The organism is Idiomarina sp. HB (assembly GCF_048059115.1).
Taxonomy (GTDB): domain Bacteria; phylum Pseudomonadota; class Gammaproteobacteria; order Enterobacterales; family Alteromonadaceae; genus Idiomarina; species Idiomarina abyssalis.
In genome coordinates this window covers 626112-649698 of record NZ_JAYLVU010000002.1, presented here as the reverse complement: position 1 = coordinate 649698, position 23587 = coordinate 626112, and the positions used below count along the sequence as shown (strand labels likewise).

Below are 23587 nucleotides of genomic sequence, written 5' to 3'. Positions count from 1 at the left end.
CCTGAGTAAAAATGCAGAATAACTGAATAGATATATTTATGCAATAATAGTGAATAATTATATTAAGGATAAACTATGGTAACCGCTCATTCTTTGCCGTCTTTTTTTGCTATGTATCAGCAGCTCATTGCTCAGCCATCCATCAGTGCCACCGACCCAAAGTGGGATCAGAGTAACCGAAGTGTCATTTATTTATTGGCTGAATGGCTGGAGTTGCTTGGGTTTGACTGCGAAATAAACGAGCTGAATAGCCAACAAGGAAAGTACAATTTACTGGCCCGGCGGGGCACCGGAAGCGGCGGTTTACTGCTGTCCGGTCATACCGACACCGTTCCCTATGATGCCAGTCGCTGGAACTTTGACCCCTTTAAATTAACCGAACAGGATAACCGCTGGTACGGGCTCGGCAGCATTGATATGAAAGGCTTTTTTGCCTTTGTTATGCAAGCTTTGAGTGAACTGGATACCAGCCAACAAAACAAACCTATTATGGTTCTGGCAACCGCCGACGAAGAAACCACCATGAACGGCGCCCGTGAAGTGAGCCGCTTTGCAAACCTCAAGCCCGACTACTGCGTTATAGGCGAACCCACCGATATGCGACCTGTATATGCCCATAAAGGCCACATGAGTGAGGTTATTCGCATTACCGGGCGCTCTGGTCACAGCTCCGATCCAGCACTGGGAATTAATGCCATAGAACTGATGCACGAAGTCATTTCTGAACTACTGAAATTAAAAGAAGAGTTTAAGCATAAATATTCAGATTCAGGCTTTACAGTGCCACAGCCAACCATGAACTTTGGCCACATACACGGCGGTGACAATGCTAATCGTATTTGTGGTTGTTGCGAATTGCATCTGGACATTAGGCCGCTGCCGGGTTTATCGGTCGACGAACTTTATGCCCACCTGCATAAAGCAACCGAGAGTGTTCAGGCACGTTACCCCGGTTGTGTTGAATTAATCTCACTTCACCACCCGGTACCGGCTTTCCGGCAAACAACCGACTCAGCTTTGGTGCAACTGGCCGAAAAAATATCACAAAGCAAAGCGCAGGCGGTAAACTACTGCACTGAAGCGCCTTTTCTGCAGGAACTGGGCTGCGAAACGTTGGTTTTGGGCCCAGGCTCAATAAAACAGGCACACCAGCCGGATGAATATTTGTCGGTAGATTCTATAAAGCCCACTCAAGAAAAACTAAAAAGTTTATTAAAAGAGGTTTGTTTTTCGCAGTAGCTGCCGATAACAAAACTATGTCTTAGATTTGAGTCACATCAAATCTGCCAGTAGTAGACCATGAGTTTTGGTACAACAAAGGATTATCACATGATACGACAGCTCTCCATAGGTGCTCGCGCAAGTGCGGCTTTCGGACTGATTGGAATACTGACGCTCATTTTGGGCATTTTCGCACTCAACCGAATGGGGGCGATTGAAACTCAGCTAAACATCATTAGTGACAAGCAGGTTCCTTCCGTTGATAACGTCAATGATTTAGACAGAGAGTTTCTGCGCGTACGTATTCACTCAGCTAACGTCGCAGCCTACATTAACGATCCTGCGCGTCTGGAAAGGTATCAAAAGAGTTTAAATGATTCGATCAGTGATCTTAAGCGTAATCAAAATGAATATAAGAAAACGCTTGATGACCCTGAAGCGCAAAAGCTATTTGCAGAATACATGGCCCTTGATGACGAGTACTGGAAGCTAAATAACCAGTTCGAAAAACTGGTTAATGCCGGGCTTTCCGATGCCATAGACTCCATTCGGGAAAATAGTATTCTACCGCTGACCAACAAAATTTCAGCGAAACTCGATGAGCTTTTAAACAGAGAGATGTCATTAATAGACGCAGCTTCCGACGAAGCCGATGCCGTGTCCAGTAACGCAAAAGTCATGATGATTATTGCTTTAGTGGTTGTGGTCGCTTTACTCGCGTTATTTGCTGTAACGCTTACCAGAAGCATCGTTAAACCCATTGGGGATGCCGTAGATTTTGCAAAAATCATTGCATCACGTGATTTAAGTCAGACCATTGAAATTGAAGGCAAGGACGAGCCTGCACAATTGCTGCAGCAGTTAAAAACGATGCGCAACCAATTGCGTGAGTCCATGAGTACTATTTCGGAGTCCTCAGAACAGCTGGCTTCCACATCTGAAGAGTTAAGTTCGGTTACCGACGAGTCAACCCGCACCATTCAGCAGCAGTCAGAAGAGCTGGAGCAGGCAGCAACGGCAGTTACCGAATTGACCACTGCGGTCGAAACCGTTGCACAAGACGCTCAAAACGCATCCGAGGCTTCTGAAGAAGCAAACAGACAAGCGCAACACGGTGATGATCGTGTCCGTCAAACCGTTCGCGCTATAGAGGAGCTCTCTCAGGAAATTGGCGACTCTTCCGGTAGCGTAACTGAACTGGCCGACAAGGTGAAAAATATTACCAAGGTGCTTGAAGTTATTCGCGGTATTGCAGAGCAAACCAACTTACTGGCACTTAACGCCGCTATTGAGGCTGCCCGTGCCGGAGAATCTGGCCGTGGCTTCGCAGTGGTAGCCGATGAAGTTCGTTCATTGGCGCACAAAACTCAACAGTCTACCGTTGAAATTGAAGACATGGTCAAAGCCATTAACGAGTCCAGCGACCGTTCAGTAGCAACTATGGACAGAAGCCTGGAGCGCGCAACGAAAACTCTGGACGTAGCTCGCGAAGCCGGCGAAGCCTTACAGCTTATTGCAACCGCGGTCGATGAAATTAACAATCACAACACCTCGATAGCCAGTGCTTCAGAAGAGCAGGCCAATGTGTCCCGTGACGTTGATAAGAACCTGGTAAGTATTCGTGACTTATCCAACTCGACAGCATCAGGCGCTGAACAAACCAGCGCATCAAGCAAAGAGTTGTCACGACTTGCCGTTGACCTCAGTGAACTGGTTAGAGCTTTCAGACTGTAACCACATTTCACCATTAAAGATGAACGGGGCCGCAATGGCTCCGTTCGAATTTTAGCCACAGAACCTCTCCCAACCAAAATAACTCTTCTGAATACTGCTAATCAACCGCATAAATTAGACTAATGGTGCGACCAGCAACTAATCTAAATCCGTGTTAACAAACTAATAACAACGGATTCAAAAATGAATAATCTATTTAACTTCAGTCAACCGCTTGATAACGATGCGAAAGCATTATTCAACGACGAGAATCAGTCTTTTCTCGCTGAGTTAGTCGATACCTTTCAACCACAATTAGAGTCCCTGTTGAAGAAACGCCAGCAACGTCAGGCGCAATTTGACCAGGGTCAGTTACCCAATTTTGACCCTGCAACTCAGAACATCCGTGAAGGGAACTGGCGCATTGCCGAACTGCCGGCCGATTTAAAAAAACGCCGTCTGGAAATTACCGGGCCGGTGGATCGAAAAATGGTCATCAATGCCCTGAATGCCAATGTCGACTGTTACATGGCGGACTTTGAAGATTCCCAGTCACCTACCTGGGAGGGCATGGTAAACGGTCAAATTAACCTGCGCGATGCCAACATTGGCGGCATGACCTACACCGACCCGGACAGCGGCAAGCACTATGAAGTCGGGCCTGATCCGGCATTACTCATTGCCCGGGTTCGCGGCCTGCACTTACCGGAAAAACACGTACAGCGTAACGGCAAGCCAATTCCCGGTGCCTTAATGGACTTTGCTCTGTACTTTTTACTGAATTATCAGCAACGCCTGCAACAAGGCTCCGGGGTGTATTACTACCTGCCCAAGCTGGAGCACAGCGACGAAGCTAAATGGTGGGCTGACGTTTTTCATTTCACCGAGAAAAAGTTCAGCTTAAAAACCAGCACCATTCGCGCCACCATACTGATTGAAACCCTGCCGGCGGTTTTTCAAATGCACGAAATACTGCATGCCATGAAAGACCATATTGCTGCACTTAACTGTGGCCGCTGGGACTACATTTTCAGTTACATCAAAACCCTGAAAGAGCATCCGGAGCGGGTTCTTCCCGACCGCCAGGTGGTGAGTATGGACAAACCTTTTCTTAACGCCTACTCACGCTTGTTAGTGAAAACTTGTCATCAGCGCGGTGCCCTGGCTATGGGCGGTATGGCAGCCTTTATTCCCAGCAAAGATCCAGCCGAGAATGAGAAAATACTCGCTAAAGTTCACGCCGACAAAACTATGGAGCGCGACAATGGCCACGACGGCACCTGGATTGCTCACCCCGGGCTTGCGGATACCGTACGCGAAATTTTTGTCGATGGTATCGAAGGCGACAACCAGCTTCACGTACTGCGTGAAAACGACACGCCAATTGATCAGGCTCTACTCTTACAACCCTGTGACGGCGAGCGTACCGAAGCTGGCATGCGCACCAACATTCGGGTGTCGCTGCAATACATTGCCTCCTGGCTGAACGGCAAAGGCTGCGTGCCTATCTACGGCCTGATGGAAGACGCCGCCACCGCTGAAATTTCACGGACCTCAATCTGGCAGTGGATCCGCCACGGCAAAACGCTTTCCGACAACACCCCGGTCACCAAAGAGCTGTTCCGACAGTACCTGCAAGAAGAAGCAGAAGTGGTGAAAAACGAGGTCGGTGAACAGCGCTGGAAGGGCGAACCCTTTTCCCAGGCCCTGAGCCTGCTGGAAGAAATTACCACAGCCGACGAGCTGGTCGATTTTCTGACTCTGCCCGGCTACCAACAACTGAAATAACAATAAAATTCGCAACAATTAAAGAACAACAAGGAATTATTTATGACAACCCAGAACCTTTCATTCGCACAACAGGTTAAAGAATTACAAAAGCAATGGGACACCGACCCGCGCTGGAAAGGCGTTGAGCGCCCCTACAGTACCGAAGACGTAGTGCGCCTGCGTGGTACCGTTCAGCCGGAATACACCTATGCCCGCAATGGTGCCGATAAACTCTGGCAACTGATTCACGGCAAAGCACAGGAAAAATTTGGCAAAGACTATGTAAACGCTTTGGGTGCGCTAACCGGTGGCCAGGCGGTACAGCAAGTCAAAGCAGGCTTGCAGGCCATTTACCTTTCCGGCTGGCAGGTGGCGGCTGACAACAACTCGGCCTGCAGCATGTACCCGGATCAGTCGTTATATCCGGTCGACTCTGTACCGACGGTGGTTGAGCGCATTAACAACTCCTTTGCCCGTGCTGATCAAATTCAGTGGTCAAAAGGCGTTACGCCGGAAGACGACAATTACGTAGACTACTTTGCGCCGATTGTTGCTGACGCTGAAGCCGGCTTTGGTGGCGTGCTCAATGCGTACGAACTAATGAAACGCATGATCCAGTCCGGGGCTGCAGGTGTGCATTTTGAAGACCAGCTGGCTTCAGTGAAAAAATGCGGCCATATGGGCGGAAAAGTACTGGTGCCAACACAAGAAGCGGTGCAGAAGCTTTCAGCTGCACGTTTAGCTGCAGACGTTGCCGGGACACCAACACTGATTGTGGCCCGTACTGACGCCAACGCCGCTGACCTGCTGACTTCTGACTTCGACCCGAATGACAAGCCTTTCATTACCGGCGAGCGCACTGCCGAAGGTTTCTATCGGGTTAAGCCGGGCATTGAACAGGCTATTTCACGCGGCTTAGCTTATGCTCCGTTTGCGGATCTTATCTGGTGTGAAACCGCCAAACCAGACTTAGACGAAGCGCGTCAGTTTGCTGAAGCCGTTCATGCCAAATACCCCGGCAAACTGCTGGCCTATAACTGTTCACCGTCGTTTAACTGGAAACGCAACCTGGACGACGACACCATAGCTAAGTTCCAGCGCGAGCTTGCCGCAATGGGTTACAAATTCCAGTTTATTACCTTGGCCGGTGTGCACAACATGTGGTATCACATGTTTGAACTGGCCCATGACTATGCCCGCAACGACATGTCTGCCTACGTTAAACTGCAGCAGCAAGAGTTTGACGCAGCAGACAAAGGCTACACCTTTGTGGCGCACCAGCAGGAAGTCGGTACCGGTTACTTTGACGAGCTGACCAACGTGATTCAGGGCGGGCTTTCCTCAGTTACTGCACTGAAAGGCTCAACCGAGGAAGACCAGTTTAAAACCTCCGCGTAAAGCGCAAGTCGGCATCATAAGGAAAGACATCCGTAAGCTCACCCTTGCGGATGTTTTTTTGTACCCGGCACCAGTACGCCGGGTCAATCAATTCAGGATGACGCTTCAATAATTTGTCACGGTACTTCGCCTGCGGCACCGCAAATTGCGCCAGCTGCTGCGGGAAAACATCGTCCGGGGCAATAGACACTTCCCAGTCGTTATCCGGCAAGCGTCGAAAGCTCATGTCCGTTAAATACCGTACTTCGTCGTAGTCATAGAATACCACCCGTTTATGCCGGGTGACGCCAAAGTTTTTCAGCAGCATGTCGCCGGGGAAAATATTCGCCGCCATCATTTCTTTTAAGGCACGGCCGTAGTCATCCATCGCCGCGTCTATTTCTTCGTCATTGGCGTATTCTAAGTACAAATTCAGTGGCGTCATTCGGCGTTCAACAAACAACTGGTGAATCACCAAAGTGTCACCCTCTATCGAAATAGAATTGCTAATGGTTTGCTTAAACTCTTCCAGTAAGTCGGCAGAGATACGTTTCAGCGGCAACGCCACATCGACAAATTCCAGCGTATCGGCCATACGCCCTACCCGGTCATGCCGCTTAACCATGCGGTAACGATCAATTACCGTCTGCCGGCCAAACTCCTTAGTACCGCCCAGCCGGTCTTTAATGACTTTAAATACATAAGGAAAAGACGGCAGCGTAAATACGGTCATAACCATACCTTTGACACCGGGAGCAGCAGAAAGCTGGTCATCTGTGCGGCGCAAATGGTGCAAAAACTCGCGATAAAACTCGGTTTTGCCCTGCTTATGAAAGCCCACCGACGAATAAAGTTCAGCCAGGGTTTTGTGTGGCATTAAATCTTTCAAAAACCGCACCAAGGCAGAAGGCGCCTCGGTTTCGACCATAAAATACGAACGGGCAAAGCCAAAAATAGTAGCCATGCGGTCCGAACGGGTAATAAAAGCATCGACATAAAGCTTGCCCTGCGAATTAATCAGCACAGGTACAATAAAAGGGTAATGGTTATTTTCAGTCACTACCCGTCCGACAATATACGCGGCTTTATTGCGGTAAAACGGGGACTTCAAAACATCTATGCGCAGGTTGTGGGCTTCAATATCGGTTTCAGTTGCGCGCTCAAAAAACTTATCGCGCAGTTGTTCAATATCATTTTCAAAGCTTTCAAATTCACCGCCCAGGCCAATATCCTCAAACACCCGCGTCAGTGTCCCCTCCAGCCCGTCAACCACCGGAAAATAAGAGTGGCATTCGTTTTCCACCGGCACCGGAATGTGGTTCGCCAGCACAGTTTCTACAAAAATATAGTCGTTATTAAAGTAGGCACGGTCAAACACCCGGCAAAATACCGAGTTGTAAAAAGTCTCTGCAAGCTCCGCCTGCGGATGAAACTTCAGTAATTGCTGGTAACGTTGCCGGGTTGCACGCCACAGGTTTTCATCAAGCGCATTACCCACGCGACGCTCGACTTTTTTCGCCGTTGTACCCACCTGATGGTCGTAATAATGAATGCGCTCTGAGGCCGCCGACACAACCGCAGTCCAGTCGCGTCGTAAGAAACGTTCTCGTGCACCCTGAGTCAGCGCCTGAAAACGCCGGTAGTGGCTATGAAAGCCATCCAGAATACTTTTTGCCAGGGTCTCGGGGCTAATTGTCATGCTCTTTCATCCACCAAACCGGTCACAACGACTCTCTATTTGAATCAAGTTAATCATCAATAATGACAGAAACAAGACTGGCGTTATACATTCACCCTATTTATAATCCCGATAGATTTTTCATATTCCACTTATTCTGGATAGCTATGAATACCATCAAAGACATTGATCTGAACCTGCTGGTTTACCTGGATGTTCTGCTGCGGGAAAAAAACGTGACCCGTGCCGCAGCACAGCTAAATATCACCCAACCGGCCATGAGTAACGGCCTGAAGCGTTTGCGTAACCTGTTAAACGACCCTATTTTAGTGCGCACCAGCGAAGGTATGGTGCCGACTCAACGCGCGCTGGACATGCAGGAAGCCCTGCGCGGTGTATTGTACTCGGTTGAAGAAATGATCCAGCCAGTGCGTGAGTTTGACGCCCCCACCAGTGATCAGGTTTTTCGGATTATGGCGTCCGACTATGCCGCTTCCACGCTTATGCCTAAACTGCTGGAAAAACTTGATGAGCAGGCACCCAATGTCTCACTGGATATCATGACCCCCAGCGACATCAGCTTTCATGATGTGGAAAACGGCAAAGTGGATCTGGCCATTAACCGCTTTGAACAACTGCCACAGTCGTTTCATCAAAAGAATTTATGGAGCGACGAGTTTTCCTGTTTGATCCGCAAAGATCACCCTTTACTGGAAGACTACACGCTGGACAATTACTTAAAGGCGCAGCACGTCTGGGTGAGTAAAACGGGCTTTGGTGTGGGCGTAGGGATGGATCCGCACGACGTACAAAAACTCGGCTGGGTCGACGACGCTTTAGATAAACTGGGCAAACGCCGAAAAATTAAAGTGTTTACCCGTAATTATCATGTTGCTATGTATCTGGCACGTCAGGGGCTGGTTGCTACCTTGCCAACACGGGCCGCCGAACTGTATTCACAGGACAGTCAATTGGTTATGAAAGCCCCGCCGTTTGAAATACCGGGGTTAACTCTGACCATGATCTGGTCGCCGCTACTACAGCACGATGCGGGCCACCGCTGGTTCCGACAAGTTGTCGCCGAAACCGCGGCAGCTTCATAGCTTTGTTACCAGGGGCTTATTCTTCCCAGAAAAAGCCCTTACGTTTGCGTGGTTCCGGCAACAAGCGATCCATGGTGGTGGCATCATACAACACGCCATTAACCATAGTGTGAGTCACTTTGTCGGTGTCACGGATGTTCTCCAGCGGGTTACCGTCAATAACAATAATATCCGCCAGTTTACCTTCTTCCAGTGAGCCCAGAGCGTGGTCCATACCAAAGACTTTAGCCGGATCAATGGTCGTTGTACGGAGGGCTTCCAGCGGTTCCATACCACCCTGAGCCATCATCCAGATTTCCCAGTGTTGCGCTAACCCCTCACGCTGCCCATGAGCACCAGAGAGCACTTCAACACCTAAGTCCTGCAGCTCAGTAGCCACTTCCGCATTATTAAAGTGGTTGTAGTGGTTATGCGGCGCTTTTTCACGACGCATCGCCTTACCCACTAAAAAGTCCATGGGCACATATTGAGTCAGCTTGGGGTGCTTCCATACATCGGTTTCCGCATACCAGTAGTTCTCACCCCAGATACCGCCATAAGCCACACCCAGGGTTGGTGTATAAGCTACGTCACTTTGCTGCCATAACTGACGAATGTCAGCGTAAATATTGGCAACCGGCAGCGAGTGCTCAACCGTGGTGTGCCCGTCCATGATCATGCTCAAGTTGTGCTGCAGTAGCGAACCACCTTCAGGTACCACCATCATTTCCAGTTCTCGACCAGCTTCAACCACTTGTTGGCGCTGGTTACGACGCGGCTGGTTATAACTCTTAACAGAAAACGCCCCCACTTTCTTCAGGCGCTCTAAATGAAATTTGGCGTCTTCTAAACTGTCCACATGCGAGGTGTATCCCGGTCCATTGGCACCGTATAAAATGGTACCGGTTGAGAACAGTCGTGGCGCGGCAATTCTGCCTGCTTTTTGCAATTCGGATGCGGCAAAGAACTCGGTCGTATCGTTAGACGGATCGTGAATTGAGGTCACCCCAAATGCCAGATTCGCGTATTGTCCCCAGTTCTGCTGCGGGATAATTTCTGCCTGGCCCTGACCACCGTGCGCGTGCGCATCGAATAACCCCGGCATAACGGTTTTGCCACTGGTATCAATAACCTCAGCGCCGGAAGGCACATTAACTTCAGCTTCAGGGCCAACCGCCACAATTTTATTATTGCGCACGACCACAGTGCCCTGCTCATAAACCGTATCGCCATTCATGGTAATAACCTGGCCGCCCACAAAGGCAACGGTTGTATCCGGTACCATGGCGTCATGTTCAAAACCAATGTTCTGGCCATTTTCTACTTTCAGGGTGTCGCTTTCAGTGTCAGCATTAAAGGCTTCAGCCACCGACGTATGGTAAAGCTCCGGCCCCAATGTCCAGTAAATCTGGTCACTGTTTGCCGTCCAGGATAGATTTTCACCGGCACGAACAGACAGCTGATGCACCGGCATTTGTTTATCTCCCGGCCCTACATTGATAACGCTGCCGCGCTCGACTAAAGGCGTAACAAACACTTTAAAGCGCTCTGCAAAAGCCAGTTGCTTGCCGTCCGGAGACACGCGGAATTCAGTGGCTAACTCGGACTGATACAACTCGCGCTGCTCCAATGTGCGTAAGTCGATAGCGCTTAACGTTGGTTTTTCGCCCGGAGTCATCAGATAAACCCGGTCGTTACGGGCACCGTACTGAGGTAAACGTCCACGTTCTGCTATTTGCTCTGGTTCAGCATTGGCTGACACTGCAACGCGATAGATACCGTTTTCCAGACCAAACTTATCGGAAATTAAGTAACCCCCACGTATTTTGCGGTAAACCACATGCTTGCCGTCCGGAGAGAATGTGGGTTCAACAAAGTTGCCCTGTCCGGTATTCAGCACCCGTTCATTACCCGAGCTAATATCGCGAACAATAACCTGTGCCTGCTCTTCGTCATTCCAGCGAACAAATACTACGCTTTCACCGTCGCGCGAGTATTGTGGGTACAGCTCAAAGTCTTCGCTATTGGTTAAACGCTGCGGCTCACCATTTGGTAATGAACGCTGATACAAGCTACCCAAAGCTTCGTAAATCACCGCATCACCCTGCGGTGAAACTTGCGCCATACGCAGCATTTTCACGTCAAACTGGTCAGCTTCAACATTTTGCTTAAAGCGCAGTGCATGCTGTACTTTCTTCTCCGTTTCGACTTTAAACGGAATAATGCGCGCGTTGCCGTCATCAATATTCAGCTTCTGAATATGACCACCGGCCCAGAACACTAACTGCTTAGAATCCGGTGTCCAGTCCATGGTCGGGTAAACGCCATGAATGGCCCAGGTTTCCTGCATGTCGCGTTCCATTTTCCCGTAAACCCGCTTGTGTTCGCCGGTCTTCAGGTCCAGCAGGTACAGCACGCTGTCAAAGTCTTCACGCTTAATGTAGGCCAGATAACGCCCGTCCGGTGATGGTGTCGGACGAATTGCGCCACCGGCACCACTTATCAAAGTTTCAATTTCACCGCTCTCGCGCTCAAAACGCTTAATGGTGTAAATGCCTTCCAGCGAGTCTTTGCTGTAATGGAAAGTTTTGCCCGGTGTGTCATCCTGCGAAAAATAGATGTATTTACCGTCCGGTGAAAACGCCGGCTCGCCTAAGTCTTTCTGGTCATTCGGGCGCTCCGTTAACTGCACACCCGAGCCACCACTGCGGTGGTACATCCAGACTTCACCGGCTCCTAAGGAACGGCTGGCGGTATAGTGCTTACGCGCAACCAAAAACTCGCTGTCCGGACTCCATGCCGGGCTGTTTAATAAACGGAAAGTTTCTTCGGTAACGGCACGCACATTGCTGCCATCGGCATCCATCACCCAGATATTATCGCCACCGCCCTGATCCGAGGTAAAGGCAATGTAACGTCCATTGGGCGAGTAAACCGGCTGCATATGCCAGGCTATGCCACCCATAAGTTTTTCCGCTTCGCCGCCGCCAAACGGCATGCGATAAATGTCACCCAGCAAATCAAATACGATGTAGTCACCATCCGGGCTGACGTCCACATTCATCCAGGTGCCGGAATTCACCGATATATCAATTTCTTTAAACTCGCCCTGCGGGTTACTGACATCCCAGCCCTGGGTCTGTTCTTGTGCCATGCTCACCGGCGCTAAGCTTAAAAGCGATGCGACCGCTAAGGTTAATGTTGTCTTTTTCATGGTATTGCCTCATTAAAAATGTCTTCCCTTTGTAGGCAGTTAAGATCCAAAAGTCCAGTGGCTAACGTTAAATGGGGAGTTATGGTCGGTTAATGGACATTAAAAGTCAGTGGGTTATAGTGAGTAAATATTCAGAAGACGGGTTGAATATGAACGAAGCCTTAGAAAATATCCTTCTCGATGTATCTAAGTCACCGGATATTGACGGCGGCGACCTGGAGAAAGCGTCTGAACTGATCCTGATGTCAGCGCTAAAAGGGCTGGATATTAGTCGCGTCAGTATTTGGTTATTGCAGCCGGACAAGCAGAGCATGACTGCTGCCAGGTTAATTGATGAAAAACAGCAAGACACAGAATTGCCTGTGCTGCGTAAGTCCGAACTTCCTTCTTATTTTCGGGTATTAATGACTGAGCGGACCATTATCGCTAACGATGCCCGCAACCACCCGGCAACCGTTGAACTCAGCAACGGCTACCTGGAGGAAACCGGCGTATACGGTATGCTCGACGTTCCTTTACGCCATAAAGGTCAAATGATAGGCGTAATGTGCTGCGAAAGCCGTAAACCCTCACGCCGCTGGACTTCCGATGAAGTCGCCTTTGTTGGCGTGCTTGCTGACATTTATGGCCGCGCCGTCAGTGCGTCCGAACGCGAACGATTCGAAGCACTCCTTATTCGTCAGAATGAACAGCTGGAAAGCATGGTAGCGGAGCGAACAGAATCATTAACCAAAGCGCTGGACAACTTTAAGCAGGCTCAGGAACGGTTAATTGAAACCGAAAAAATGGCCGCTCTGGGTAAGTTAGTCGCCGGCGTCGCGCACGAGGTTAATACACCCTTAGGCGTTTCCGTTACCGCTGTAACTCACTGTGAACATCGTCTTAAAAAACTGGACCAAGGTTTCAGTAACGGTTCAATTTCACGCAAGCAACTGCAGACTTTTATCAGTGATACTTACGAAGCGTACCAGTTACTCACCAGTAATCTTGAGCGGGCCGCAACCCTGATTCAGAACTTTAAGAAAACCGCGGTTGATCAATCCAGTTTTGAGCTGGTTAACTGCCAGCTTAACGACTACCTGCACGCGTTAATTTTAAGTCTAAAGCCTGTGGTAAAAAAGAAGCACGTCAGCATCACTATCGACTGCGACGACGACATTGTTTTAAGTACTTACCAGGGCGCGTTGGCACAAATTGTGACGAATCTGGTCAGTAATACTAACGACCACGCTTTTGTCGAACCCGATGAAAAGCATCAAATAGAGATACAAACGGAACAAAAAGACGAAGGTGTTCATTTTCGCTTTCGCGACAACGGTAAAGGTATGGACAGCGAGACCATTAAAAATATCTTCGAGCCCTTTTTCACCACATCGCGCCAGACGGGTGGTTCAGGGTTAGGCTTATCCATTGTTTATAATCTGGTGACCCGGAAACTCAACGGCGAAATTTCTGTCCAATCAACGCCTGGTAAAGGCACCGAGTTTTCCTTTTTCTTACCCGATTTACCCAAATAGGATTGTTGTATGCTCAAAGCTCTGCAAAACTTTTTCCAACAAACAACACCGGCTGAACAGGCCAACATGCACCAGGTAGAGGGTCTTTCAAACGACGCTTTTCTGTCGCTGGTTCTAATGACAGAAATTAGTCTGGCCGATGGCAAGCTATCCGATGAAGAGCGTGAGCACTTATTGGATGAGCTAGAGCGCGAATACGGTATTACCGGTGACCAGGCTGACAACGCAATTAAAGAAGCCGTGCAGGCAGTACAGGAAGCCTCATCGCTGCACGATTTCACAGCACAGTTAAAAGCCATTAGCTACGAGCAACGCGTTGAATTACTGGAAAATTTGTGGGCTGTTGCCTACGCTGATAGTGCACTTGATCCACATGAGGAAAGTATGTTGCGCAAACTTGCTGACTTACTTTATATCAGTCACGCTGACTACATTCGTAGCAAACTTAGGGTTATCGACTCTTAAATGCGGCTGCTACCCACCTTCTTTGCTGCCGCGTCATTAAGTTTCACCCTTGTGGCTGACAGCCTGGCTGAAGAAGCGGGCATGGCAACCGGCTACCCGCCTTTTCAGTTTAGCCAGGACGGAGAGCCCGCGGGTTTTGATGTTGACATTGTTCGTGCCATTTTTAACTATCTGGAAAAAGATTTAAGCCTTCATCAGTACGACTGGGACAATGTGGTCAGCCTGCTTCGCTATGGCGAGCTGGACTTAGCTATTGGTATGGAGTCTACCGAAGCTCGACAGGCTTACTTTGATTTTAGCCAACCTTATTACCACCGGCTGGCGACTTTATTTGTACTTGATCAGGAAAGCAGTCCGGAATCGGTTCGCAAGCTAGTGGGCAAACGTATTAGTGGTGATCGTCACTCGGTACTGGAGCAACATTTGGCAAAGATAGGCCTGCACAATGCCATCAGAATTCAGCAGGCCGACTCAAAAAAAGAAGCCATGACTCAGCTTGCTATTGGTGAAGTTGAGGCCGTTATTATGCCCGAAAAAGTCGGTCGGTACCTTGCTGATGAAATAGGCGTTAACGTGCGTATTTTATGGCAGCCTCAAATCAGAGTTCCCGTCAGTTTTGCTGTCAAAACCAACAACACTGAGCTTTTAGGCCATATAAACCGAGCTCTACAACACCTTGAAGACAGCGGAGAGCTTGATGATATACGCCAGCGCTGGAATATCCAGCGCTGGGTTACTTCTCACATTCCACATTAATGGCCGTTTTCTCTGGCCTGCTGCATTTCATTTTCCAGACGAGCAGACTCATCGGCACGCGGCTTGGTAAAGCGGGCTAACCAAAGGTAAAGCACCGGAGTCAGGTACAGCGTAAACAATGTCGCCAAGCCTAGACCGCCAAAGACCACCCAACCAATAGAGTTACGTGCCTCTGCACCGGCACCAGAAGACAGAATTAACGGCAGTCCGCCAAGTATGGTCGAAACCAGAGTCATCATAATGGGGCGCAGACGAATCAATGCAGCTTCTTCTATTGCTTCGCGCACTTCCATTCCCCTGTCTCGCAGCTGATCGGCGAACTCAACCAACAACACCGAGTTCTTCGCTAGCAAGCCTATTAACATGACCAGACCAATCTGCGAATAGATGTTCATTGATGTGCCGGTCAGGAACAAGGCGTAAATAGCTGCAGCAATACCAAACGGAACCGTCAGCATAACCACTACCGCACTGTTTAATGACTCAAACTGCGCAGCAAGAACCAACAGCACAATCAAAAATGCCAGAATATAGGTCATGGCAATTTCTTGCGAGGTATCCTCAAAGGTTGCAGCTTCACCCAGGAATACCAGCCCCATGCTATCGGGCAGCACCTCGTCAGCAATAGCGCGCAGTTGCTCTACAGCCTCCGACATAGGCAGATCTTCCGGTAAATCCGCATCGACTTCTATCGCGCGCCGCTGAGCCTGTCGCTCTAACTCTGCAGACACGCCCTCTTCGACTATTTCGGAAATGCTGGATATTGGCACAAGCTCGCCGCTACTGGAGGAGACATACAGATTTTGCATATCCTGAGGTGACTGTATCAGGTTGTTCCGTGTACGCAGCATTACCGGAATTTGTTGGTCACCCACGTTCAAATCAGCAACATCATCACCGTTAATCGCCGCGCGTAACGTTGAAGATATATCGCTTAATGAAACGCCCAGCTCAGCAGCCCGGCGCCTGTCAATTTTCACCCGCAACTGAGGCTGTGTCGGCTGATAAGAGACATTAGGCTCACCAAGCTCCGGCATACGCTCTTTTATAACCGCAGTAAATTCACGGGCGGCTCTGAATATATCATCGTAGTTCTCGCCGGTAATCGCCATTTCAAGGCCGCCGCCCTGACCTCGTAAATTCAGACTGTTATCACCAAAAGCACGTCCCGGCGCGCCCGGTACCTGGCTCAGCGGCTCCCGGATGTTATTAATGATCTCCTGCTGACTAATATCCCTTTCTTCCCAGGGTTTCAGATTAGCAGTAATGAACACCAGGTTGGGGTCCCACTGACCCACCACGGTGTAAATTGATTCGATATCGCCGCTTTCTTTGTATTCAAGCAAAATCTCTTCTAACTTACGCGCCTGCCTGTCCATGAATTTAAGGCCAACACCATCGGGTCCGCGAGAGAATACTCTGACCGAGCCACGGTCTTCGTTGGGCATCAGTTCACTGTTAATCTGGTTGTACAACAAAGCGCCACCGCCAGCAGACAGCAGTGATAAAATCACGATTACCCAGCTAAAATCGAGCGCTTTGTGCAGCGTTCGCTTATAGAAGCGTTTAAACACATTACCAATTTTGGCAAAACGGTTACTCTGCCCGGCAGACTTTGGCAAACGCGCAGTAAATGCGGGTACCAAAGACAAGGCAACAAAAGAAGAAATAACCACAGCCGCCGCCAGCACACCACCAAACTCACGGAACAGTCGACCCGCCGTTGACGGTAAAAAGGCTATGGGCACAAACACCGCCACCAATACCGCCGTAGTCGCAACCACCGCGAAGAAAACCTCACGTGTTCCCAATACCGCAGCCGCACGACTTCCAAGTCCCATACTGCGGCGTCGCTGAATATTCTCAGTAACAACAATAGCGTCATCGACAATGAGCCCGGTAGCCAGAACCAGCGCCAACAACGTCAGAATATTAATGGAAAAGCCCATCAACCATATAGCGGCTACGGCACCAAATAGCGCAACAGGAATTGAAAAGGCAGGAATAATTGTTGCCCGGAATGAACCAATAAACACCCATAAAGTGGCGACAACCAAAGCAATAGTAATTGCCAGAGTCGTGACAACTTCAGCAACGGACTTACGAATAAACTGCGCATCGTCGTTAGTGATGCTCATTTCCATGTCGGGGAAGCGCTCGCGTAACCTTTCCAGTACCGCCAGGGCTTTATCAGAAATTTCAATCGTGTTGGAGCCCGCCTGACGTATAACCCCTAACCCAACCACTGGCTTACCATCTAAGCGGACAAAGCTGTTAGCATCGGCGGGTGCGAAATAAGCCTGGGCGACATCACCCACACGAGTGTCATCGCGGACAATAATGTTTTCAACTTGCTCTTCAGTAATGGCCGTTGCATCGGCTCGAATAATCAAGCGCTGGTCAGTTGAGCGCAGGCTACCGGCTGGCACATCAAAAGGTGCCTGACGCAAGGCATCGGCGACATCCGTGACCGACAAACCAAAGCTCACCAGCTTCAGAGGATCAAGGTCAACGCGCAATACTCGTTCGCGGTCACCATTTAAACGGACATCGGCTACGCCATTAATAGCCAGAAATTCAGGCGATAAATCGGTTTCCAACCGACGGGTCAGTTCTTCCAGTGTTAAGGAGTCGCTGCTAACGGCTATATCCAGTACCGAGCGCGCATCGTTGTCAGCTTTACGAACGTTTATTTGTTCGACATCATCCGGCAGTTCACGACGTATCTGGTTAACCGCTTCGCGTACTTCCGCGGCTACAACGTCTAAATCCACACCGGGTCGGAATTCGATAGAAATACGGGCACTGTTCTCTTCACTCGACGAACGAATGGACTCCACGCCAGAAACTCGCGCAGCAGCACCTTCTAATATACTGGTCACTTCAGCATCAACGGTTTCTGGCGCGCCGCCGGGCAAGGTTGCGCTCACCCCGACAACCGGTCGGTCAACGTCAGGCAGCTCACGCACTTCAACGCCCATTAAGGCCGCAATACCCGCTATGGCGATAAGCACGTTAAGAACAACAATCAGTACCGGGCGACGAATCGACACCGATGGTAAGTCGTTCGCGTCCTGTTGGTTATTTATCTGCTGGTCTGACATTATTCGGTGACCTCTTGCGTATCGAGGGTGGCCCGATCAAACACAACAGGCTGCCCTTCACGAAGGCTTTGTACGCCTTCAACGATGAGCAAGTCATCACGTTGAATATTACCTGATACCAGCACTCGCCCGGCCAGGCGTTGTTCAATCTGTACCTCAATACGCGCAGCTTTACCGTCTTCCACAACCCAGACAAAAGGGTTATTCACACCCCAGGACAAAGCGGCTTCAGGAACCGAAGCAAACTCTTCACCTGCCAACTCTATTGCGGTTCTGAAACTGGTGCCGGGTAAAAAGTCGTCATTATCATTACTGATTTTTGCGCGTGCCCGGTACATACGGGTCGTTGCGTTAATGCGTGAGTCCAGCTCGATAATTTCAGCTGTAACGGGTGTGCCTGAGTATCGCCATGGCTGAACCTGCAATTCAGCGCCATCCTGCAGTAACGAAACCGCCGCTTCAGGAATACGAAAATCAATTAATAAGGTCGAACGATCATCTAAAGTAGCAATAGCGGTTTGTTGGTCAATGCGGTCGCCCACTTCAACATCGGTAATACCGATAATTCCCTCAAAGGGTGCACGAATAAAACGGTCTTCTAATTCAATTTTGGCGTTATCTAATTCGACGCGGGCTAAATCTCTTAATAATATCGCGTTATCAAGCTCTGACTGGGGCACAGCGCCTTGTTCACGGCTGGCTCGTAAACGCTCTACCGTACGCTCTGCATCGCGTAAATTAATCTGTGCCTGCTCCACCGCAACTTGCTGTCGGCGGGCATCGAGTTCAACCAGCAACTGGTCTTTTTCAACTTTATCGCCCGGCTTGAAATTCACCGCAACCACTCGGTCACCTACCGCCGGATAAATGGTAATAGAGCGAACCGCCTCAGCCGTGCCAACGGCTTCAACCCGATTACGTTCACGCTCAAAAGATACAGGCTGGACAATGACCAAAGCTTCGCGAGGTCCAAATTGCTGAGCCTGACTGTATCCACCTGGCAGTGACAGAACGAACAATAAAGCAATGAGTAAAGACTTCATAACGGTCAATTAGTGCTCCAAAAAAACTGCAGCCACGGGGGCTGCAGTTTGTATTAATCAATAAGCAATAACGCAGGTTTGCTACAACTATTCTTTAATCGCAAAGCTGCCTTGCATAATGGCTGAATGACCAGGGAAGGTGCAGTAGAATTTATAATCAGTGTCTGCACTCATACCTTCAGTAGAGAAAGTCACTGAGGTTTCTTCACCACCGCCAATCACATCGGTTGCCGCAATAACGGCATCTGAGTCCGGTACATACTGGCTTTCCATACCAGCTGACATACCTTGCTGAACAACTGATTGCATATCGCCAGCTTCACTCAGAACCCAGTTATGGCCCATGACTTTCTTATCCAGCTTACCTGAGTGAGTCAAAGTTACAGTCACTTCGTCACAGCTCGCTGGCACGGACATCTCTTTTGTATCAAACCTCATGTTGTCATTGCTATCTATAGTGAGTTCACATTCGTTAGCTTGTGCGGCGTTTGCGACAAACAACATCGAACCCAGTAGTGCAGAAATTATGTAACGCATTGCAATACCTCTTCGGTTAGTATGAAATGATTCCTTCCTTATACGTAAAATCTCGCATTGAGATTACTTTAACGAGAATTTATATGACGAAACATCCATTTTCGCCACAATCGCTCCTTGCTCAGGGAGGTACCCACTCTGACAACGAGAATGGCGTAATTATCCCTCCAGTATACACATCAACGACTTACCTGCGCGATGAGGATAATCAATATCGTACTGGTCGTGTGTACTCGCGAGCTGATAACCCCACTTACCGTCCCGCAGAAAAACTATTAGCAGAACTGGAGAATGCGGCCGACGCGCGTCTATTTGCCTCCGGCATGGCTGCTGCAACCACGGTTTTTCAAGCGTTAAAACCCGGAGACTCAGTCATAGCCCCTAAAGTCATGTACTGGGCGTTGCGCAAATGGCTGCAGACCTTCGGGGTCGATAGCGGACTGGACGTTCGTTTTGTCGATACGTCGAACCTGGACGAGTTGCGCCATGCCATTTCAGAAAAGGCTCCTACGCTCATTTGGCTGGAAACTCCAGGCAACCCTTTGTGGACAGTCACCGACATTGCTGCGGTAGCTGATATAGCTCGCAGCTGCGACGCTTTGTTGGCGGTAGACTCTACAGTAGCCACACCTTTGCTGACTAAACCGCTGGATCTCGGTGCCGATGTTGTCATGCATTCCGCCACAAAATATCTTAACGGTCACTCCGACGTTATCTCTGGCGCTCTCGCTGCCCGCGAAGATAACGACTTCTGGAAACGCCTGGTTGCCATTCGTGCGCAATACGGTGCAGTTCCGGGGCCACAAGATGCAGCTCAGCTACTACGCGGCATGCGAACCTTGTTCTTACGAGTACGCGAAAGCTGCCAAAATGCGTTGTACATTGCGGAGCAATTAGAGCAACACCCAAAAGTCACTGAAGTGCTGTACCCGGGTTTAAAAAGCTTTGAGGGCCATGATATTGCGGTTAAGCAAATGCAGGGCGGTTTTGGCGGTATGTTGTCTATCCGTCTGGCGGGTGGTGAGAAAGCCGCTATTGCCGTTGCCGCAAAAACTCAGCTTTGGCATCGCGCTACGTCATTAGGTGGTGTAGAGAGCCTGATCGAACACCGCGCCAGCATTGAAGGGCCGGATACCCCGGTACCCTTAGACCTATTGCGTTTGTCGGTAGGAATTGAAAACGCCGATGACCTGCTGGCAGATTTACAGCAGGCCATCGACAGCGCGCACGCTTAAATGCTGACGCGCTTATAGAAGCGGTATTCCGGCTTCCAGAAATTGTTGTCGATGCGCTCACGCAGCGTATCGTCATCAATTTCCAGTGCCAGACCTTCCTGCTGAGCCACTTTACCCACCGCAAAAGCAATGTCTTTACTCAACTGCGTCAAGTCTTTAAAAGCCGGCAGTAATTCCTCGCCTTTACCATTAGCGCTGGGCGAAGCTGCTGCTAACGTCTTACTTGCCACACGCAGCATTTCATCACTGACCCGTTGCGACTTAACCGACAGCACACCAAGGCCAATACCCGGGAAAATATAACTGTTGTTACACTGAGCTACCGGATAAATTTTGCCATCGTACTCAACTTCTCCAAACGGACTTCCGGTAGCCACAATCGCCTTGCCCTTTGCCCACTTCAGAACATCGGCCGGGTGCGCTTCCACATGTTTTGACGGGTTACTCAATGGGAAAATAATGGGACGCTCGACGTTTTTGGCCATGGTCGACACAACCTGCTCCGTGAACAATCCGGCTTTACCCGAAACACCAATTAAGATATCCGGCTCAGCACAATGCATCACGTCCAGCAACGACGGATAATCACCACTGTATTCCCAGTCATTCAGGTCGGCGTTTTTTTGCGCTAATGCCTGCTGGAAATCGCGCAGCCCGTCCATAGTGTCCATCACCAGACCGAAGCGATCGACCATAAATATCTGTTTCTTCGCCTGCTCCTCGGTTAAGCCCTCAGCAGTCATTTGAATCATGACTTGCTCGGCGATACCACAACCAGCTGAACCGGCCCCAACGAATACCACTTTCTGCTCGCTGAGCTTTTTGCCTTTTTGGCGACAGGCCGCCAGTAAGGTACCCACAGTCACAGAGGCCGTGCCCTGAATGTCATCATTAAAACAGCAGACTTCATCGCGGTAGCGTCGCAGCAACGGCATAGCATTAGGCTGAGCAAAGTCCTCAAACTGCAGCATCACACCAGGCCAGCGTTTGGTAACCGCTTTGATGAATTTATCGAGAAACTCGTCGTACTCTTCCTGACCAATGCGCTTATGCCGGGCACCCATGTACATTGGGTCTTCCAGAAGCTTTTCATTATTGGTGCCGACATCCAGCATAACCGGCAGCGTATACGCCGGGCTAATGCCGCCGCAGGCGGTATATAACGACAGCTTACCAATCGGAATACCCATGCCACCAATGCCCTGGTCACCTAAGCCCAGAATGCGCTCGCCGTCGGTGACGACAATCACTTTCACTTTTTGTTTAGTAGCATTGCGCAGAATATCGTCCAGCTGATCACGCTCCGAATACGAAATGAACAAGCCGCGTGAGCTGCGGTAAATATCCGAGAACTTCTCACAGGCATCACCCACGGTCGGGGTGTAGATGATTGGCATCATCTCTTCCAGATGATCCGTTAATAAGCGATAAAACAGGGTTTCATTGTTGTCCTGAATAGCACGCAGGTAAATATGCTTGTTAATGGGCGTTTCAAAGCTCCGGTACTGCATATAAGCACGCTCAGCCTGCTCTTCAATGCTCTCATAGCGAGGCGGCAACAAACCGGTCAGGTTAAACGCGGCACGCTCTTCCTTACTGAACGCACTGCCCTTATTCAGTAGCGGGGTTTCCAACAAATTAGGGCCAGAATAGGGAATATAAAGCGGACGCTGCGTCTGCGGCATAAGTACAAACTCCTGAAAGCCAAAGTAATACGAATATCATAGCAAAACGCGGCTGCGATTCACATGTTTCGCTGGATTGGAATACCGAGGAAAACGCGAGTGCTGAGGTTATCAGTGGGACTTTGGAGGACGCCCGTGAATACATCCCTGTAGGGCTTGGGCAGCGCCATCCATGGCGCTGCACACCTCCAAAGTCCCACTGCTAATCCTTTTGCGCACTCGCTATCTCGCATTTTCATCTGGCACAAATATCTTAGATAGGAAGTTAATCCCAGGGGCAGGCTTTGGCGGCAAAAGGCGATAAAGGAAAGAACTCGTGGCTTGAGGAGTGTCGAAGGCCATGGATGGCCTTCGTCAAGCGTTCATGGATGAACTTGCAGCGTCTCCTCAAGCCACGAGTTCTTTTCTCAGCCGAATTGCCGGCGAAGCCTGCCCCTGGGATTAAAGTTTCAGGCCCCAGCGGGTGGCGGTGCGCTTGACGGCGTCGACGTTTTCAGTGGCTATAATGTGCAGCGGTGTGCTTTCGAACTGGGCGCTTAAGTCCAGATGTTGCTTTAACCAGGACAGCATGGCCTCGCCGGAATGGATGGTTTTGGCGCCGCTGAAGTAGTCGGAAATGCTCTCGGCTATCAGCGGAAAGTGCGTGCAGCCCAGCAGCACCACGTCCGGCTTTTCAAGCTTGCTGAAATAATGCTTAAAGGTTTCCTGCAGTATCGGTCCGTCGTAAAGCTCTTCTTCGACAATAGGCACAAACAAGGGCGTAGGCATGGCGTCTACCTGGTTGTAGCCCAACGCTTGTATTTGCTGCTGGTAGGCACCGGAGTTTATGGTCGACCGCGTAGCAATAACCAGTACCCGGGCGCTGGTATCAATACCCTGCAGTTGCTGCAGTGCCATAACACCCGGCTCCAGCACCCCGTAAACTGGCTTGTTAGAGAACTTCTGCATTTGCTCTAATGCAGTCACACTCACGGTGTTACAAGCCACTACCAGGCAATCTACATCGGCGCCGTTAAAGAACTCCACCGCTTCCAGCGCGTAGCGCGTGACCGTATTGCTGTCCTTGCTACCGTACGGCACCCGGGCGGTGTCTCCGTAATACAGCAACTCGCTGAAACAACCGCTTTGCTGCAGTGACCGCGCCACTGTTAAACCACCCACACCGCTATCAAAAACTCCAACTTTCATGC

The 23587-nt window shown here is 49.8% G+C and carries 16 protein-coding genes; 9 read left to right on the top strand and 7 right to left on the bottom strand.

Translation table 11 applies throughout. The features are described from left to right. The first annotated feature begins 75 nt into the window (after positions 1-75). From argE to aceA, 4 genes are all read left to right on the top strand, one after another. Positions 76-1239, top strand: a complete 1164-nt coding sequence (gene argE, locus VBY75_RS08780; RefSeq protein WP_416512104.1) for an acetylornithine deacetylase — start codon at positions 76-78, stop codon at positions 1237-1239. Between the two features lie 90 nt (positions 1240-1329). Next, positions 1330-2955 carry a methyl-accepting chemotaxis protein gene (locus tag VBY75_RS08775; protein ID WP_416512102.1) on the top strand — a complete coding sequence of 542 codons (1626 nt, stop codon included), beginning with the start codon at positions 1330-1332 and terminating at the stop codon, positions 2953-2955. A gap of 183 nt (positions 2956-3138) precedes the next feature. Beyond that, a complete protein-coding gene (gene aceB, locus VBY75_RS08770; protein ID WP_416512100.1) occupies positions 3139-4722 on the top strand; it encodes a malate synthase A in 1584 nt (527 codons plus the stop codon). A 42-nt stretch (positions 4723-4764) separates the two neighbouring features. Next, positions 4765-6102 carry an isocitrate lyase gene (gene aceA, locus VBY75_RS08765; RefSeq protein ID WP_416512098.1) on the top strand — a complete coding sequence of 446 codons (1338 nt, stop codon included), beginning with the start codon at positions 4765-4767 and terminating at the stop codon, positions 6100-6102. Here aceA and aceK read toward each other — a convergent pair. Then, the gene (gene aceK, locus VBY75_RS08760; protein WP_271331946.1) at positions 6086-7780 is read right to left on the bottom strand and encodes a bifunctional isocitrate dehydrogenase kinase/phosphatase; all 1695 of its coding nucleotides are present in this window, start codon (positions 7778-7780) and stop codon (positions 6086-6088) included. The genes aceA and aceK overlap by 17 nt on opposite strands. A 146-nt stretch (positions 7781-7926) precedes the next feature. Between aceK and VBY75_RS08755 the strand changes: the two genes are divergently transcribed. Beyond that, the gene (locus tag VBY75_RS08755; protein WP_054490537.1) at positions 7927-8862 is read left to right on the top strand and encodes a LysR family transcriptional regulator; all 936 of its coding nucleotides are present in this window, start codon (positions 7927-7929) and stop codon (positions 8860-8862) included. A gap of 16 nt (positions 8863-8878) precedes the next feature. Here the strand turns inward: VBY75_RS08755 and VBY75_RS08750 are convergent, their stop codons facing one another. Continuing rightward, complete coding sequence (locus tag VBY75_RS08750; RefSeq protein ID WP_416512095.1) at positions 8879-12055, bottom strand: amidohydrolase family protein; 3177 nt, start codon at positions 12053-12055, stop codon at positions 8879-8881. A 92-nt stretch (positions 12056-12147) separates the two neighbouring features. Between VBY75_RS08750 and VBY75_RS08745 the strand changes: the two genes are divergently transcribed. Genes VBY75_RS08745 through VBY75_RS08735 form a run of 3 tightly spaced genes read left to right on the top strand, consistent with a single transcriptional unit; the run spans position 12148 to position 14793 of the window. Next, the gene (locus VBY75_RS08745) at positions 12148-13572 is read left to right on the top strand and encodes an ATP-binding protein (protein ID WP_416512093.1); all 1425 of its coding nucleotides are present in this window, start codon (positions 12148-12150) and stop codon (positions 13570-13572) included. A gap of 9 nt (positions 13573-13581) precedes the next feature. Continuing rightward, positions 13582-14037 carry a TerB family tellurite resistance protein gene (locus VBY75_RS08740; RefSeq protein WP_416512091.1) on the top strand — a complete coding sequence of 152 codons (456 nt, stop codon included), beginning with the start codon at positions 13582-13584 and terminating at the stop codon, positions 14035-14037. Next, entirely contained in the window at positions 14038-14793 is a 756-nt protein-coding gene (locus tag VBY75_RS08735) for a transporter substrate-binding domain-containing protein (RefSeq protein WP_416512089.1), read from the top strand. On the opposite strand, the gene VBY75_RS08730 is transcribed toward VBY75_RS08735, so the two are convergent. The 3 genes from VBY75_RS08730 to azu form a co-directional block, all read right to left on the bottom strand. Then, positions 14790-17897, bottom strand: a complete 3108-nt coding sequence (locus VBY75_RS08730) for an efflux RND transporter permease subunit (RefSeq protein ID WP_416512086.1) — start codon at positions 17895-17897, stop codon at positions 14790-14792. The two genes, VBY75_RS08735 and VBY75_RS08730, sit on opposite strands and share 4 nt — an antisense overlap. Beyond that, a complete protein-coding gene (locus tag VBY75_RS08725; protein WP_054490684.1) occupies positions 17897-18940 on the bottom strand; it encodes an efflux RND transporter periplasmic adaptor subunit in 1044 nt (347 codons plus the stop codon). Before VBY75_RS08725 ends, VBY75_RS08730 begins: the two co-directional genes overlap by 1 nt. 87 nt (positions 18941-19027) lie before the next feature. Continuing rightward, positions 19028-19477, bottom strand: coding sequence for an azurin (gene azu, locus VBY75_RS08720; protein WP_054490527.1), 450 nt, complete (start codon positions 19475-19477; stop codon positions 19028-19030). Positions 19478-19560: 83 nt separating this feature from the next. On the opposite strand from azu, the gene VBY75_RS08715 reads away from it, so the two are divergent. After that, on the top strand, positions 19561-20712 hold the full coding sequence (locus VBY75_RS08715) for a trans-sulfuration enzyme family protein (RefSeq protein ID WP_416512083.1): 1152 nt from the start codon (positions 19561-19563) through the stop codon (positions 20710-20712). On the opposite strand, the gene VBY75_RS08710 is transcribed toward VBY75_RS08715, so the two are convergent. Beyond that, the gene (locus VBY75_RS08710; RefSeq protein ID WP_416512081.1) at positions 20709-22397 is read right to left on the bottom strand and encodes an NAD-dependent malic enzyme; all 1689 of its coding nucleotides are present in this window, start codon (positions 22395-22397) and stop codon (positions 20709-20711) included. The genes VBY75_RS08715 and VBY75_RS08710 overlap by 4 nt on opposite strands. Before the next feature lie 441 nt (positions 22398-22838). Next, a complete protein-coding gene (gene murI / locus VBY75_RS08705; protein ID WP_054490523.1) occupies positions 22839-23585 on the bottom strand; it encodes a glutamate racemase in 747 nt (248 codons plus the stop codon). Positions 23586-23587: the final 2 nt, after the last annotated feature.

Bases quoted from the DNA above. Each gene is read 5' to 3' on its own strand.
- argE (WP_416512104.1), top strand. From the start codon at position 76: ATGGTAACCGCTCATTCTTTGCCGTCTTTTTTTGCTATGTATCAGCAG.
- azu (WP_054490527.1), bottom strand. From the start codon at position 19,477: ATGCGTTACATAATTTCTGCACTACTGGGTTCGATGTTGTTTGTCGCA.
- VBY75_RS08730 (WP_416512086.1), bottom strand. From the start codon at position 17,897: ATGTCAGACCAGCAGATAAATAACCAACAGGACGCGAACGACTTACCA.
- VBY75_RS08740 (WP_416512091.1), top strand. From the start codon at position 13,582: ATGCTCAAAGCTCTGCAAAACTTTTTCCAACAAACAACACCGGCTGAA.
- VBY75_RS08725 (WP_054490684.1), bottom strand. From the start codon at position 18,940: ATGAAGTCTTTACTCATTGCTTTATTGTTCGTTCTGTCACTGCCAGGT.
- VBY75_RS08715 (WP_416512083.1), top strand. From the start codon at position 19,561: ATGACGAAACATCCATTTTCGCCACAATCGCTCCTTGCTCAGGGAGGT.
- VBY75_RS08710 (WP_416512081.1), bottom strand. From the start codon at position 22,397: ATGCCGCAGACGCAGCGTCCGCTTTATATTCCCTATTCTGGCCCTAAT.
- VBY75_RS08750 (WP_416512095.1), bottom strand. From the start codon at position 12,055: ATGAAAAAGACAACATTAACCTTAGCGGTCGCATCGCTTTTAAGCTTA.
- aceB (WP_416512100.1), top strand. From the start codon at position 3,139: ATGAATAATCTATTTAACTTCAGTCAACCGCTTGATAACGATGCGAAA.
- aceA (WP_416512098.1), top strand. From the start codon at position 4,765: ATGACAACCCAGAACCTTTCATTCGCACAACAGGTTAAAGAATTACAA.
- VBY75_RS08775 (WP_416512102.1), top strand. From the start codon at position 1,330: ATGATACGACAGCTCTCCATAGGTGCTCGCGCAAGTGCGGCTTTCGGA.
- aceK (WP_271331946.1), bottom strand. From the start codon at position 7,780: ATGACAATTAGCCCCGAGACCCTGGCAAAAAGTATTCTGGATGGCTTT.
- VBY75_RS08735 (WP_416512089.1), top strand. From the start codon at position 14,038: ATGCGGCTGCTACCCACCTTCTTTGCTGCCGCGTCATTAAGTTTCACC.
- VBY75_RS08755 (WP_054490537.1), top strand. From the start codon at position 7,927: ATGAATACCATCAAAGACATTGATCTGAACCTGCTGGTTTACCTGGAT.
- VBY75_RS08745 (WP_416512093.1), top strand. From the start codon at position 12,148: ATGGACATTAAAAGTCAGTGGGTTATAGTGAGTAAATATTCAGAAGAC.
- murI (WP_054490523.1), bottom strand. From the start codon at position 23,585: ATGAAAGTTGGAGTTTTTGATAGCGGTGTGGGTGGTTTAACAGTGGCG.